The organism is Okeania sp. SIO2F5, assembly GCF_010692685.1.
In the GTDB taxonomy this organism is placed as follows: domain Bacteria; phylum Cyanobacteriota; class Cyanobacteriia; order Cyanobacteriales; family Microcoleaceae; genus Okeania; species Okeania hirsuta.
On the sequence record NZ_JAAHGU010000152.1, the window covers coordinates 1 to 16,827 of the forward strand.

The following is a 16,827-nucleotide window of genomic DNA, read 5'->3' on the forward strand; positions in this document are numbered from 1 at the left end:
TCCACCCTCCCACACTCCCCATCTCCCCCACCCCCCATCCCCCACCCTCCCCATCTCCCACACTCCCCATACTCCCACACTCCCCATCCCTCCACACTCCCCATCTCCCACACTCCCCACACTCCCACACTCCCCATCCCCCCACACTCCCCATCTCCCCACACTCCCCTGCCTAAAACTATACAGATGCCATCACAGGTTCCAACTTTGCTATCAACTTCAAAGCAAACTCTTCTTCAAACGCCTCCTTCTTATAATCTAAATTCCACAACTCCAAAGCACAGTCATCCTCAGGGTTAGCTGGTCGTAACCACATATAAAATTCTTGTTTATCTTGATTTAATTCACATTTCACATCAGCGATCGCTCCCTTTTGTCGTCGGTCTAAAGCGATGGCCAACCGCAACAACGCACTCAACTGAGATACCATCTGTTGATATTTTTTGGGTAAATTTTGATAATTTTCGTGCTTTTTCTTTGGTAAACTCTTACGGTGATAACGAGCCATATTAGCAATTGCTTCAATCTCAATCTCGCTATAACCCAATAATTCACCATTCCTAATCAAATAATAAGAATGTTTATGGTGGGATGAATGACTCACATATATACCACAGTTATGCAAAATTCCGGCTGCCCATAATAACTCCCGTTCATCACTCCCCCACTCATGCAGCACACCTTGAGTTTGGTCAAATAAATGTAACCCCCAAGAAGCAACTCGCTCGCTATATTCCAAATTGACTTGATATTTTTGAGCAATTTTTAGAGTATTACGCTGACGAATGGAACTTTGAAAACGGAGGCGATCGTATATCAAACTATGATTCAACATCCAGTCAACTATTACTCCCTCCCGCAAACTACGTTCGCAAACAGTTATTGACTCCATTCCCAATAAACTCATTGCCTCTTGTAATACTAAAGCACCTGCCAAAATGATTTCTGATCGCTTCTGTGACATTCCCGGTAACTCTTGCCGTTCCGAGACTGACAGCTTTTTCAACTTATTAACTAACCCTTGCAACTCAGCTAAACTAAACTGATAACCTGCAAGGGAAGTTGGTGCATTCCCGAATTTTTCATAAGCATGAATATTCGCCAACGCTTCAATGGTGCCAGAAGTACCCACTAACTGTGGTTTTTCACCTTCCTGAATATTAGCTAATAACTCCTCTGTCGGACGTTCCAATAAACCCCTAACGTAAGCTCGCAGATAGGCAAATTCTATTTTGTTAATGGGGTCAGTAGTAACAAATTCTTTGGTCAAACGTACTGCACCCACCTTTGTACTGCTCAGAGTCCGGGGTGCATTACCGTCACCTAATATTAACTCTGTGGAACCCCCACCAATATCAATAATGACATGGGGTTTGTTGTTAAATTCCATTGCTGACAGCACTCCTAGATAAATTCGGCGCGCTTCTTCTTGACCAGAAATTAAGTTAACGTATAAGTCTAACTCATCAGCAATTTTATTCAGAAATGTTGTACCATTGGGTGCTTCTCGTACAGCACTGGTAGCAACAGCAATAATTTGCTCCGCATTAGCACTTTTAGCAATTTTTTGGAAGCGGTCTAAGGTGGCGATCGCTCTATCCATGACTTCTACTTTCAAATTACCATTCGCTTCACAGTCTCCGAGTCTTACCGTTTCTTTGTCTCGGTCAATAATTGTAAAAGCAGGTAAAGTGGGGTCTATTTTCACTACTACTAAATGTAGAGAGTTAGTACCCATATCTATTGCTGCCAATATCTGTTCTCGGTTGTCAGATATCAAGGGTATTTTTACTAAAGGAACAGATGTAACCATATTTTATAAATGTGTTTAAATTTACAAGTTGCATAAATTTTAAATTAAATAATGTCATCTTTTTGATTATGATTTAAAATTAGTAATATGGCCTTTAACCCTTGACAAAATACCTTGATTTAAGGTAATAAAGGAAATAAAAAAATAAACTTCAGTATTTCAAGTTTATGGCTGAAGCTAGAGGTACTGATAACTGATAACTGATAACTGATAACTGAAATGACCCAATCTCATGCTCCTCAATCAGAATCAACCTTGATGAAAGTAATCAGGCTTCTGAGATGGGATAAACCAACCGGACGCTTCATTTTAATGATTCCTGCCCTATGGGCTATATTTTTGGCTACTCATGCAATGCCACCCTTACCATTAGTCGGAGTAATTATTGTCGGGACTCTGGCCACCAGTGCAGCGGGTTGTGTAATTAACGATTTGTGGGACCGGGATATTGACCCAGAAGTGGAGAGAACTCGCGATCGCCCCTTGGCCTCCCGTGCTTTGACTATTAAAACAGGTATTGTTATTGCCATTATTGCTTTTGCCTGTGCTGGAGTCATAGCACTTTATCTCAACCGACTCAGTTTTTGGCTATCTGTAGCAGCAATTCCGGTAATTATTTGTTATCCCCTGGCCAAGCGATTTTTTCCAGTGCCTCAGTTAGTATTATCTATTGCTTGGGGTTTTGCGGTATTAATTAGTTGGAGTGCTGCAGTAGCTGAGTTGGACACTGCTACCTGGATATTGTGGGGCGCTACTATTGTTTGGACTTTAGGTTTTGATACGGTTTATGCCATGAGCGATCGGGAGGATGACCGACTTTTAGGGGTTAATTCGAGCGCTCTATTTTTTGGTGAATATGCAGCTAATGCTGTAGCTATATTTTTCTTTTTGACTGCCGTTTTATTGGGAGTATTAGGAGTAGAAATGGAGCTACATTTTGGCTTTTGGATAGCTCTTGGTATTGCTACAGTTTTCTGGTCTATTCAATATGGAAAATTACGGCAAGAAGAAATTTTAAAACCCTACGGTCAGATATTTAGACAAAATGTTTGGATTGGTTTTATATTATTGGCTGGTATGATTACGGGTTTAATATTTTAAAGGTATCCCCCCTTGCCCCCCTTTGAAAGGGGGGAGGAAGAAGAAACAAGGCATCCCCCCTTGCCCCCTTCAAACCAAAAGCGAAGCATCTTCTGGCTTCCCCCATTCAACAAAAAGCGCAGCAACATCTGGCCTCCCCCTTTCCAAGGGGGACCGGAGGGGGATAAAAAAGGGAGAAGTAAGAAGGAAGTTGAGATTTTATATTAGTATCTATCAAATTAAATCTTTAATAAACAAACTCATGCCCTCAACCGGAGTTTGATGAAGGCGATCGCTATTCACACCATAACAATTGGTCAAAAATTCGTTTTTGTCCTCTTTCTAGAATGCCAATTTCTGTATCTTTGACTTAGTTTTGTGGTAAATTCAGAAACTCCTCCATAATTTGGAAGAAATCTAAACCCCCTTTCTCCTTTATTTGGTAAAGATCGCCCATGATTTCAATAACCTTCTGATTCTGATTGATCATACCTTGTGACTTATTCAAGTCTAACTCAAGTGAAGGAATAATTGATTCTTCAAAAAGTAGTTTGACATCCTCATAATCATCTGTGCTCATCTCATCTATCAACTCCAATAACACATTTACTATCTCGTTTTTAGCCTGCGTTGAACCAGTCCCAGGATAATTTTGTGTCTTCAAATTTTCTACTTGAGTCCGCATTTTTGAGATAGTATTAATGCTAGTATTATCCAATATCTTTCGTAAATCTTTAGGTAAAAAGCCAATCGCTACATTTTCCCCGCCGCTTTCTGGGAACAAATTTTTTTGGTTATTTTGAAGATATGTGGAAACAGCTCTTAACTTATCAGCCAAGGTTTTTCCTCTATATATTATTCCTTTATTGTTAATAAATGTAGTTACTTCACTGTCTATATCATCGAGGTTATCGTTAATGTATGCCGTAAAAGCATCAAGAAGTAAATGAGAAGGAATGATGTGCCGTCGATGGTCTCCTATCTTGACTGGTATGTCAGTGCGTGTTTTCTGAGTAAATGCTGCCCGACCTTCATAATACCATATTCCTCTACTGTCTTTTTTGAATGCAAATTGTTTCTGACGAGGGATGTTACGTCCCTTTTTCTTCCACAAAGCTTTCCGAGCTTTTTTAACTACAACTTTTTTAGTTGTATGAACTAGCTGGTTTTTAGGGGTTGCTCTTCTTCTAGCTTTTTGTTGATTAGCAAAATTCTTAGCCTTAGATCTGCTTGGTGTTGGCATAATAATTAGTTATTCAAATTCATTAACACTTTATCGGCATTCCTGGTATAGTAATGGATAAGTTTTGTAGGAACCTTCCATAGAAAGTTCCTACATTCTTTTTTCGAGATGTCTATAGATTTTCCAGCAAAGATTTTAGCTCTGTAAGTTTACCTCGAATATCTGCCAGTTCACCTTGTATACTTTGATTTTTCCCTTCTAGGGAGTCAAAATAATTAACAACTTCTGCGGTTATTTGATCGGGATCTTGTTGCTTGCGAATATCCCGACCAAAGCCCATCAACGCTGGACGTTCTACATAAGTAACTCGGTGTAGCACTCGCCAAGTTTTATTGGCTTTCCCCCTCGCTTGACGCAATGCACGGGCTTCTTCATCATTACTAGCGAGCCATTCGGGATCAACTACATAGTCGAAGAAATCATTGAAGTTTTTGGTACTACCTTCGAGGTAAAAACTCATAAACCGATAGCGGTCTACCTTTTCCCCAGGTCGAATAGGGTAGTCATCGGCATCGGTAACTCCAATACTTTCTACACCACTCAAATCTACATATAACTGAAAACCTTGGCTACGACTTTCAGTCTTAGTCATAGTTTGAGTCATCTTGACAGTAGCTTGAGCAGTTAATTCAACTGCTGCACCAAAAAATCCAAAGTTGCCCTCTAAACCCAAACCGGCATAGAGATCAAATGAACCACCAATAGTATGTTCGGCAGTATTAGCAAAGCTCTGTGCCTCTGTCCGCAACCCGCCATCAGCATCCCAAACGTAGTTGTTGACTATATTACGCTTTCCAGCCCGAATTTGGATACTTTCCATTTTCCGTTGCCAACCAGCAAAACTATCTGTGGCATGAACTCTCGAATCTTGATCTTGAATTCTGGAGCTAATTTCTGCCTGTTTCTGTTTAGCAGCATCTGACTGCTCCAAAGCACCAGACCTTGCTTCCTCTTCCCGCTGTTTTTGTTCTGCTGCTTCTTGCTCTTTTCTCTCCTCCTCAGTCATATCCTCATCAGGTTTATCCTCTTCCCGCTCCAGAGATATTTCTGATGGCGCTTCTCCTTTGCTTGCTTCTCGTTCCAAGGATGCTTCATCCACAAGCAGTGCGTTAAATTGAGCAAAATATGACTCTCGCCGTTTATCTTCATTCTCAATCTTTTGTTTGAGGTCGTAAGCTTCCTGAAGACGATAGTAACTAGCGGGATATAGAGAACCATATTGAGCCCGCATTTCTGGGACATGGCGGAAGAAGCGATCGCTACTAGCGCTAGAACCTGTCATCCCATCCAAGCTACCGTTCATAGTATAAGTTGGATTAATCAAGAAGGTAATGGTATTAATATCTGGTGGAATACCATCTACAGGTTGCACTTGATAACCAATCATTTTTTTCGTGCGTTTGAGGCGAGTAATAAATACATCCGCCAAACTTGAAACCACCAAAGCATAACCGACATTTTTGGGTATAAAACGCTGACCCAAATGGGGAAATTGAATACCTGTTTCATAGCTGCCCCGCAGTTCTAAGCGATCGGTCATGGTTATGGATGAACTAGAGCTAACGCTGGTTTGATTTAAGAAATTATAGCTGAGGTCAAGATTACCTTTGAAACCTGCTCGTATATCTGATGCTTTTGTCATTACCCCAAAACCAGCGTATGAGACATTGCTGGCTCCCATAAACAGATTAACTGATGCCCCTAAACCTACTTCTTGGTAACGGTTCCAACTAAATGCTACATCTTCGGACATACCTACTTCTACAGAGGTTGCATTGTTGTAGTCTATCTTGACACTCAGGTTTTCGCTCGGTACTGGTGGCGCTCCTTCGATATACCCTAAGAGGGTAGGCGCAAACTGAGCATTACCTATCCACTTCAGTTCTAATTCTTCAATCCGCTTATCTGGCAATAACTCTGCACCATTGAGTGCGGGACTGGCTAGGAAACGTCTCATGGTGGCATATTTTTTATTGGTAATTTTTTCAACCCCAATAGTGCTGTATTCGGCACTGACTACAGCATTGCTACCAATGGGCAAGGTATTATCACCTTTAATCATTGCTCCATTGACAGTACCATGATGCTCGTTACCGCTAAGGTCGAGAACTTTTTTTGTTGAGTCGTCTGGTATAACTTCATTGAGTGGGAAATAGGCAAGTAAGCCTGACTCTTGACCTGTCAGACGTTGACGCATATCAGCTTTGATTTCTTCCGCACTGCGAGCTTTATTCCAGACCCGAACTTCGGCCATTTGACCGTGGAATGGGTCTAATGTTCCTCCAGACCAAACACCTGCACCAATTTGAAATGAGTCTGTAGAGCTACCATAGTTGTTGACCGTTCCATGGGGGGTGCTAGTTTTTTCAACTCCATCAATATAGAGCGATAATTTACTGCCATTACCCACCAAGGCAATATGATGCCATTCATTGACAGGATATGAATAATCTGTTTGTACCAAACTATTGATAGCAACCCATCCTATCAATTTTTTCTCGCTGTTAAATCCAAATTCTATGGCATCATTTTGACCGAAAAGACTAGCATTGGGCAAGGAAGCAGGTTTTATCCACCCCTCAATGGTGAAAGATGATAAGTTGTTTAATAGACTTGAGTTAGGACTGATATAATCACCTTCGCCATTAAACTCCATCACTTGATGACCTAAGTTACCAATGGGAGCAGTACAACCCCACCAAGTACCACCAAATACTGTTCCATTGTTACCGCTACCAGTCAAGTCTCTGACTTCAGTACCTGTAGCTTCATTCAGAGGATAGTAAGCGACTAATCCTGGCTCATTACCAGTGAGTCTAGTTTTACTATTAATCGCAATTTCTGCATCACTCAGAGCAATGTTCCAAATACGGTATTCAGAAATTTTACCGAATTGTTGAGAACCTGATATGCTATTACCGATAGTTGAGAAATAACCAGTAATTTTGAAGCTTTCTTGCTCTAGTTGTTTCCTCGTGTCTTCATCAGTCTCTGCCTCCAGAATTGCTTGTTGGACATCAGCAACTTCTTTACCATTAATATAGAACTTTGTTGTTGATTCTTTACCTACAGCAGTTAGGTGATGCCAACCTACAGACAATTCTTCTAGATTATAGCCACTGTCGTAAAATTGATTTCGGAGAAAAATACCTAATTTTGCATTATTATTCTCTGTAAAAACATCAATACGCTCTCCATCAATTGTAGTAATTAAGGTCTGACTTGATGCTACTACCCTCACGCAGATATTCAAGAAGGCATTCATAATACTCTGAGTTTGAGTATCATCAATTTTTTCCGTAGTACCTCCTGCATAGAGCAGGTAGTATATACGCTTAGTACCTGAAATATTTGATATCAGATGTTGATCGTGATCAGTGTTTGTAGAAAATTGGTGAGTAGCAGAGCCATTATTTTCTAAAATCACAAGATGGTTAACGGATGGATCGGTAGTACCATAAACACGCTTGACAAACCCAGAGAAAGTCACACCCCCTACTTCAGTATTTAAGACTATACCATCAACTGAACCATGAGAGTCTGCACCAAGATTTCCTGTAATCTCAAAACTATTTACTCCATCAACATCGGCAATAAATACAAAAAGTCCTGGATATTTACGGGTGAAGTATCGACCATTTCCTCCGACATATTGACTACCAGCAATAGTATTATTGGAATATGGAATTGAACCCCCTAAATTAGTCCTAAGGAGATTGCCACCATCATACATATCTCTGCCACCATCTGAAATTGCAGTTCCACTCACACCATCACTGAACTCATAGCGGTTGGGAATCAAATTGGTAATAGATTGATAATCCTGATTGAGTTGTTCCAGTACTTCTTCTAGACTAAAATCTTTTTGAGCCTTCGGTAGTGGATAGGAAAACCAAGTCTCAATTGTCCATTCATTTGGTAGAGAAATTGGCTTGAGCAGCTCAATTTTAGAGTTAGTATTAGACAGTTTCAGAGCAACAGGAAGTTCATCAGCAACCCACTGTTCAAAAGTGGTATTTTGACTGTCAGAGGTAGCGTCATAATTTGTCAACCGCATTCGTCCTTGATGATCGAAATAGCTAAGTTGCACATTACCTTCACAAGTTTCAATAGCTGTTACCCGACTGGCAGCAGATGCAAATCCTAGGAATGCCCCTTTAGTAACTAACTCCTTGTTATCTTTAGCCACTTCGGGCATAGTTTGTGGCGTTACCTGAATACTTACTATGTCATTGAGTAAGTTATTGTTTAATGTATTCAATAAACTCTGAACAGTAGTAAGTTCAGTAATGACTTCCTGTAAACGAGCCTCTAATTCAGCTTTTGTAGTATTTTTCTCCCCACTGGTTAATTGCAAGAGCGCCAGTTCATTTTGAAGATTCACCAAGTGTTGTTTGGCTTGATTCCATTCTCTTTCTTTTCTCTGATAAGCTGAACGAGCATTAGAAATATTGTTGGTAGCTTCCTCTCCTATTTTGATAATTTTCCACTGTTGGTTAGATTTTTGATGTTCTGGCCAAATACAAACGTCATACTCACCCCCACCACGATCTAATACTCCTCCGCTTGCCCGTTGACGAATCAAATAATAACCATTTGATAAGGATTCTGGTTTCCATTCATATTTGCTACCATCACCTGTTCCGCCATATACTAATTCTTTGTAGTTCCCATACAAAGCTCTGTTTTCATAAAGTGAGACAATCCGATAATACCCGTTACTGGTTGCTACAAACTTAAACTTGTTATTGCTGTAATAAGGGTTACCATTAGCTCCGATCTCAGCATGAAGAAGTCCTTTCGATCCGGTATAAATACGAGCTATCCAATTTTCATTCTCTCGACAAACCAGTTTACACCAGTAGTTTAATTTATTATTCTTCTCGTCTTGATAAGTATTAGCAAGTTGATTTTTTTGAGCTTCAAGATTGCTAATAGTTATCTGTTGCTGATCAATTTCACTCTGTTTAGCATTTATAGCTGCTTGTCTTTCCACATCTCCTAGATTCAAATTAGCAATTTTTTGTTCTAGTTCCCGTTTTTCTTTGAGAAGTAATGTTTCCTCATGTTCTTTTTGTTCAAATTCTTGCAACTGGGATGGTAATGCTGCCTGACTATCTGCCAAGGTTGTCAGATTAACACTATCAGTAGACTTAATCTCAGTAATGCTATCGGAAACTAACTGAATGCGATGCTTGCGAATTTCTAAAGTTGACCAACTACCTTGAAGATCAGCAATTTCAAAAGCACGCATCATTGCTACCGTATAAGGTACAGTAACGCGACAAGTTGCTTGATACCAGTTATTGCCTAATGGCACAAAGTCGCTGTCAATTCCAGAAAACGTCTTCTTTTCCTCAGCACTGCGACTTGTTTTACCCCAATAGGAGAAACTGAACAATTTATTCCCATTAACATTATTGGGGTTGACATGAGGAGCGGTCTTAAATTCAAAAGTTTCTACATAGGTTGCCCCACCAGTAACTGCCACCAAATCATCATTGCTGTACTTAACTACTTGGGTAGTATTATCTCCTAAAGTGCGACTCAGAGTAATCGCACTCACAAAAGCATCCCCATGTACGACCCCATCATTTCCGTAGGCAGAAAAATCAACTACTTTTCTGTCTTTAGTAATCGCCCCTAAGCGCCAATAACCTACTAAATCTACTTCTCGTCCAGTTAGCTGTAGGTACATACTGTCTTTAATTTCCTGAGCAGTACGAACTTTATCCCAAATTTGCACATCAGCAATTTTGCCAACAAACGACTTGCCAATCTCAAATTCTGGTTGCCAGTTTTCTGGTGTATTGGGTAATGCTGCAAATTCTCCAGGAGTTCCTAACTGCTGACCATTTTTACAAAGAGTTAAGGTTGTACTGTTACTTGCACCATCAGAAGCAATCACGCCAGCATAATGCACCCATTGATTTGTGGGGAGCGTTGCTGTATCAGTGACTTGTTTATTACTATTACCTATTCTAGCTTTCAGAGTCACAGTACCATTATTAATCAATAGTTGGAAGCATTGTTCTTTTTCCCAAACAATAATTTGTTCTCCACTACCAGTCTGTGATACATAAACCCAAGCTGAAATCGTATAACCGAAAGCAAATTCTGTAGATGGAGGCGTTAACTCAATAGCAGGAATAGCAATTTTCTGATCCCCACCATTAAACATCACACCCCGACGCTTTCTGGATTTCAATTTCAGATTTACTGCTTCCCCTGATTGCCAACTAATACCGTTAACAACAAAATTTTCCTCGTCAAGCTTCTGAATAGCTAAAGTTCTATTATAGTCACTGGTATTAATAATTTGAACTTCATCCCCATCTTCCAGACCATGATTAAAAGCTGTTATTCTCAGTCTTTGATTTTCTACCCTTTCAAAAGCAGTGATGGCACCATCAAAAATTAAACCTGTTTCTGCTTCTGGCACTACTTCCCAACGACCAATGTCTCCATCAACATAGCTAGTCTCAATTTCAAATGTATCTTCGTCAATGGCAGTAGCTACATAATGGCCATCATAACTTTGAGTATCCGTGATTTCAATAATGTCACCAGTGATTAAATCCGCTGCTTCAGGAGAGGTAATCTGAACTGTATCTTCATCTCCTCTATTTATTGCAGTAATTCTACCCTGGGGCGGTGGTGTGGAATCACCTATTCCCTTAATTTCATCCAGGGTATTTAACGGTAATAATAAATCGCGACTATTGCTCCTGAGAGTAGTCTGGGAATCTGGCAGTTCATCAATCTCTGCCAACGTACCATCTGCTGCTACTGCAAAACTCAAAGCTGCAATATTTCCCTGTTGTGTCGGAATTGCCAACATCACCCTGGTGGCATTTTTCAACAACTGCATTCCTTCCCTGGTTTGCTGTTCCCGTTGGATATCATATTTGGTGGCCGAAAAACCCTCAGCTACCTGAACGTTATTAATATCTAAAGTCCGATGAATAATACCAGGAATAGAACGAGGTAACAAAGCATTCTTAGCTTCTCGTTTCTGTTCTAATATTGTATAGTCCTTAATATCAAATAATCCCTCTTCAGAAGCAGCAATTGTTGTCAACTCTATCTTCTGAGTTTGAGAGTTGTAAGCAAAAATATGCCAACGGTATTTTTCATGTTCGCTGGTTGGTAACAAGACTACAGAAAACCAGCCTTTGTGAAGATTTGTAATGAGGCTCAATTCCGTAGTTGGCTCATAAAATGGCTCACCATCAGCATCTCGAAAGTCCAAAGAGTCGATATTTGCTAACCCACCATTTGCTTTTTTCCTCATGCTCTCAATGGGTTGATATTTTTTCCGAGAGCGTTTAAACCGCACATCTAACTTCCGCACTAACTGATTAGTCATGCCATCGAGGACAAAACGGTCTACTAATAAAGTATTAGGAGTAGTTTCAGTTGCATTAGCTTTCGACTGACGAAAAACATAAATGTGTTCCATCCCAGAAACTAATTGTACTGGTGCCGCCGCAGATTCATTCTGAGTTCTGTAGCGAGAACGCAGAATAAATTTATTGGGGTCATCTTGATGAGTTAATTCTGCGGTTTCTTTGTCTATTACCGACTGGTCATCCTCTGCTTCATCAGGAAATTCCAGTTCTTGCCAATCTTCCCATCCCGTGCGTTGGTCTTCGGGAGTATTGAGGTAAGAGTCTTCAAAGCCATCCTGCTTAATGGTGTAGAAAATCTTGCCGTTAGTATCGGTCGCAATAACTACTACTTTGCCTTCATGGGCAATAGTGTTAATGAATTCCAGCTTTTCTTGGAGTAATAGCATTAATCTGCAGTTCTAAGTATTAAAATTATTGGTTCGACTCATGGTTTTAGCGATCGCAATTGGTCCAAACTAAAACCCGATCAGAGCAAGAGTATAATCAAATAATTAAAAAATCAAAAATTTAATATTTTTTTAATTTTCTAGCCATCATCCCAGTCATATAATGTCCGGTTGAACAGTTATAAATAAATGATGAAGGAGTCAGGAGTCAGGAGTCAGGAGTTAGGAGGGAAGAAGAAGAAAAAGAAAGTCTTTTTTCTCACTAATTATCCGGACATGATATCATATCATGTGCGGTTGAATACTTATAAATAAATGATGAAGGAGTCAGGAGTCAGGAGTCAGGAGTCAGGAGGGAAGAAAGAAGAAGAAAAAGAAAGTCTTTTTTCTCACTAATTATCCGGACATGATATCATATCATGTGCGGTTGAATACTTGTCAAAAAAACTACTTCTCCAAAATAATGCTATACTTACTCAAAAGTTCCCTTAATTACGCAGCATAAAAACAGAAAATTATGCACGAATCAAACAACACCAAAACAGATAAATGTATCCATCAGTTATTTGAAGAGCAGGTCGATAAAGCCCCAGATGCAGATGCAGATGCATTTAAACAACAACTAGAAATAGTCGGAACCAAACAACGGCAGACATGGATTAAAGGGAAGCGAATAGAACTAGCCAACATAGAAACAGCTCTATTATCAGTCTCCGGAGTAGAACAAGCTTATGTATTAGCTCATCAAACCTTATTAGTAGCTTATGTCGTATTTGCCGGAGTCTGGAACCCGAAACAATTACACTCCCACATCCAACAGCAGTTACCCCCATACATGATCCCAAAAGCTTATGTTCCCCTGTCGAGCTTACCCTTAACTGACAAAGGAAAAGTAGACGAAGTAGCGTTGGCACGTTTTCCAGTAATTGACGATAACGTAGTACAACAATGGGAAACACAACTCAAAGCAGTGCCAGAAATAGAACAAGTAGCAGTGGTAGTGCAACAGAAAACACTAAAGTTGCCACCATTGCATATATCAGACTTGCTGCTATCAGAACAAATCACACTTCCTAATAATGCTGCAACTCCTGTAGCAGAAAAGTCAGTTCCCACAACAGAATTACAAACCCAATCAACATCAGGAAAACCAGCTATCAGTGCAGGAGAAGCAATCAAGTGGTCGCAAAATGCACCAACTACTTTAGCACAAGTATTAGAACGAGCAGCTCAAAATCAGGGGGATACAAATCTGATATATATTCAGTCAGATGGAGAAGCGATCGCTCAAACCTATAGTGAGTTGTGGGTAGAAGCTCAAAGAATATTAGGTGGGTTGAGACAGTTAGGATTGAAACCTCAAGATAAAGTAATCTTTCAGTTAGAATCAAATCAAGATTTTATCAGTGCATTTTGGGGTTGTTTGTTGGGAGGGTTTGTACCTGTACCAGTATCAGTACCCCCTAGTTATGACCAATCTCATAGTAGTCTGACAAAACTGGAAAATACTTGGCAAATGTTAGGACAACCTTTGATACTCACAGATAGGAAATTAGTATCATCTGTGCGTGGGTGGTCGCAACGTCTGAATTTAGGTAGGTCTGTGGTTGAAACTTTGGAACAGTTACGAGGTTTTGCACCAGATACAAATATTTATAAAAGTCAACCACAAGACCTAGCAGTTTTGCTGTTAACTTCTGGCAGCACTGGGATACCTAAAGCGGTAATGCAGAAAAATAGCAATTTATTGAGTATGTCTGCTGGTACAATTGCCATGAACCAATTTTCTAGTCAGGATGTCACCTTGAATTGGATGCCGATGGATCATGTTGGAGCATTGGTATTTCTGAGTATTATGGCAGTAGACTTAGGATGTCAGCAGATTCATGTACCGACAGAATTGATATTGCAAAGTCCACTCAAGTGGTTAGATTTAATTGACTGTTATCAAGCAACAATTAGTTGGGCACCAAATTTTGCATTTACTCTGATTGGCGATCGCGCAGAAGAAGTGAAAAAAAGACACTGGAATTTGTCTTCAATGAAATTTTTAGTGAATGCAGGAGAAGCAATTGTTACTAAGACTGCCAGAAACTTTCTCCAACTTTTAAATTCTTATGGTTTATCGACAACAGCTATTCATCCAGCTTTCGGAATGTGCGAGACTTGTTCGGGGATTACATGGTCTAATAGTTTTTCTCTTGAATCATCATCTGATGAAGATAAGTTTGTTGAACTTGGTCAACCAATTGCGGGTACTTGTTTGAGAATTGTTGATGGAAATCAACAAGTAGTTGGTGAAGGAGTTGTTGGGTTTTTACAGGTAAAAGGCGCATCTGTTACATCAGGTTACTATCAAAATATAACGGCAAATAAAGAAGCTTTTACAGCAGATGGTTGGTTTAACACAGGAGATTTAGGCTTTCTGAAAAACGGGTGTTTAACAATTACTGGAAGACAAAAAGATGTAATTATTATCAACGGTTTAAACTACTACAGCCATGAAATAGAATCAGCATTAGAATAATTACCAGAAATAGAAGTTTCTTACACCGCAGCTTGTGCTGTGCGAGAAGTTAATGGCAATACGGATAAATTAGCGATATTTTTTAATAGTGAAAAAACTGAAGATACAGAGTTATTAGGTTTATTAAAAACTATCAGAGAACAAGTAGTAAGCCGAATGGGAATTAATCCAGATTATTTAATTCCTCTAGACAAAGACTTAATTCCCAAAACTTCTATTGGTAAGATTCAACGAACTCAACTCAGTCAAAAATTTGCCACAGGAGAATTCAAAGAAATTTTAAAGCGGGTAGATTTAATTACCGAAAATAACAACACAATTCCTGATTGGTTTTATCAAAAAATATGGGGACGAAAACAAGAAAATTATCAACCACAAAAATTAGCAAAAATCGGAGTAATTTTAGTATTTTTAGATGAATTAGGATTAGGTCAACAGTTTTGCCAAAAGTTAGAAAAAAATCCTCAATCTTATGTGCAGATAGAATTAGGAGAAACCTTCAAAAAAGTCAAAGAAAATCGCTATATAATTGCTCCAGATATTCTAGAAAATTATCAAAAATTGTACGAATCTTTAGCAGCAGATAATCTCCAAATTGGAGCAATTATTCACCTATGGCATTATAATGAATATACTGGAGTAATTTCTGATACAGAAACTCTAGAAACAGCACAAATAACTGGCATCTATAGCCTTTTATTTATCCTGCAAACTTTTGGTAATCAGAAGGAAAATTATCCAGTACGACTGCTTTATGTTGCCAATAATAGCCAGTCTCTTAATCCTCAAGAAACCATTGCATATCAAAAAGCAACAGTACCAGGTTTGTTGAAGACTATTCCTCAGGAAGTATCTAACTGGCATTGTCAGCATCTAGACTTACCACAAAACTCATTAGAAGTCAATAGCGATCGCATCCTTCAGGAATTAACTATTGATGCTAAAGATTCAGAAGTTGCTTATCGAGATGGAGAGCGTTGGGTATCAGCTTTGGAGAAAATCGACCTACCTTCAAAACCTAAACAACCGTTACCATTCAAAACAGGAGGAACTTACCTTATTAGTGTGGGTTTAGGAGGAATTGGTGTTGAAATTGCTAAGTATCTCCTGGAACATTATCAGGCAAAACTGTTGTTATTAGGGCGAACTCCTTTACCAGATAGTAACAGTTGGAAAATTTATTTACAGCAAGGGGGTAAACTAGCAGAGAAAATTCAAGCTTACCAACAATTACAAAAATTAGATGGTGAGGTGATTTACCAAGGGATAGATATTGGTAATCTCAAAGGAGTGCAAGAGGTAGTACAGCAAACCTTGTCTGAATGGAACGCTCAACAACTGGATGGGGTGATTAATCTAGCAGGGTTAATGCAAGAGCGTTTGCTGAGGTCGGAAACACCAGAAAGTTTAGCTGAGGTGTTACGTCCTAAACTCATAGGAACTTTGGTATTACATCAATTGGTAGAAAAGCAACCACAGAGTTTGTTTATCAATTTTTCCTCTATTAATGGTTTCTTTGGCGGCACAATGGTGGGAGCTTATGCAGCAGCTAATAGTTTCTTGGATGCTTTCTCTGACTATCAACGCGATCGGGGTAAGTTACAGAGCTATTGTTTAGCTTGGAGTATGTGGGATGAAATGGGGATAAGTCGTGGTTATCAGATGAAGGAGTTAACTCAAGCTAAGGGATATTTAGCTGTGGGATTATCTCAAGGTATGTCTTCACTGTTAGCTGGTTTATGCTACGACCAACCATACTTAATGGTGGGTTTGGATGGTGGTAATTTTAATATCAGAAAGTTGACTTATACTTCCGATAGTCTGCAACAATTAACAGCTTACTTTACTACTAACGGTAAAGGTAAACCCAATGTGAGTGTTGTGGAACGTCAGGTACAGGATGCGGTGGGTAAACCTAGTAGTTGCGCTGTAGTGGAGTTGGCAGAAATACCTTTGACTGAGGATGGGGATATTGATATTGGTTTACTTTCTCAGAGTAATTTGGGTCGCTCTACTCAAGAAAGGATTAAGCCAAGAAATGACATAGAACGTCAAATTGCTCAAATTTGGCAGGAGGTGTTAGGGGTGTCCCAGGTAGGAGTTTATAATAATTTCTTTGAGTTAGGAGGTAATTCTCTATTGGCAACTCAGGTTATTTCTCGCTTGCGACAGACTTTTGAGATGGAACTCAATTTATAGCAATGAGCGCTGGCATCTTTACATGTTACATAGATATTTGCAATGTAATATAAAAGTAACTGTATGAGCTGTATTTTTCATAAATTAGGCGATCGCTAAACCTTAAAGTTTTAAGGATGTCTGTAATGGTATTGATAATTTACAGTTTATAGCTTGAAATTGTTTAC

General features: G+C 39.4%; 6 protein-coding genes. 3 read left to right on the forward strand and 3 right to left on the reverse strand.

The window, feature by feature from the left end; genetic code table 11:
* Window positions 1-178: 178 nt before the first annotated feature.
* On the reverse strand, window positions 179-1,813 hold the full coding sequence (locus tag F6K27_RS28255) for a Ppx/GppA phosphatase family protein (protein WP_287279335.1): 1,635 nt from the start codon (window positions 1,811-1,813) through the stop codon (window positions 179-181).
* Window positions 1,814-2,032: 219 nt separating this feature from the next.
* On the opposite strand from F6K27_RS28255, the gene F6K27_RS28260 reads away from it, so the two are divergent.
* On the forward strand, window positions 2,033-2,914 hold the full coding sequence (locus F6K27_RS28260) for a 4-hydroxybenzoate solanesyltransferase (RefSeq protein ID WP_287279336.1): 882 nt from the start codon (window positions 2,033-2,035) through the stop codon (window positions 2,912-2,914).
* A gap of 349 nt (window positions 2,915-3,263) precedes the next feature.
* On the opposite strand, the gene F6K27_RS28265 is transcribed toward F6K27_RS28260, so the two are convergent.
* Together F6K27_RS28265 and F6K27_RS28270 are read right to left on the reverse strand one after the other, a co-directional pair.
* Window positions 3,264-4,136, reverse strand: coding sequence for a hypothetical protein (locus F6K27_RS28265; protein WP_287279337.1), 873 nt, complete (start codon window positions 4,134-4,136; stop codon window positions 3,264-3,266).
* 112 nt (window positions 4,137-4,248) lie between these two features.
* A complete protein-coding gene (locus F6K27_RS28270; protein WP_287279338.1) occupies window positions 4,249-11,934 on the reverse strand; it encodes a LamG-like jellyroll fold domain-containing protein in 7,686 nt (2,561 codons plus the stop codon).
* Between the two features lie 517 nt (window positions 11,935-12,451).
* Here F6K27_RS28270 and F6K27_RS28275 point away from each other — a divergent pair.
* Together F6K27_RS28275 and F6K27_RS28280 are read left to right on the forward strand one after the other, a co-directional pair.
* A complete protein-coding gene (locus F6K27_RS28275) occupies window positions 12,452-14,461 on the forward strand; it encodes an AMP-binding protein (protein WP_287279339.1) in 2,010 nt (669 codons plus the stop codon).
* Window positions 14,462-14,500: 39 nt separating this feature from the next.
* A complete protein-coding gene (locus F6K27_RS28280) occupies window positions 14,501-16,660 on the forward strand; it encodes an SDR family NAD(P)-dependent oxidoreductase (RefSeq protein ID WP_287279340.1) in 2,160 nt (719 codons plus the stop codon).
* The last annotated feature ends 167 nt before the right edge of the window (window positions 16,661-16,827 follow it).

Excerpts from the sequence above, each read along its gene's own strand:
- F6K27_RS28255 (WP_287279335.1), bottom strand. The coding sequence starts at position 1,813 with ATGGTTACATCTGTTCCTTTAGTAAAAATACCCTTGATATCTGACAAC.
- F6K27_RS28260 (WP_287279336.1), top strand. The coding sequence starts at position 2,033 with ATGACCCAATCTCATGCTCCTCAATCAGAATCAACCTTGATGAAAGTA.
- F6K27_RS28265 (WP_287279337.1), bottom strand. The coding sequence starts at position 4,136 with ATGCCAACACCAAGCAGATCTAAGGCTAAGAATTTTGCTAATCAACAA.
- F6K27_RS28270 (WP_287279338.1), bottom strand. The coding sequence starts at position 11,934 with ATGCTATTACTCCAAGAAAAGCTGGAATTCATTAACACTATTGCCCAT.
- F6K27_RS28275 (WP_287279339.1), top strand. The coding sequence starts at position 12,452 with ATGCACGAATCAAACAACACCAAAACAGATAAATGTATCCATCAGTTA.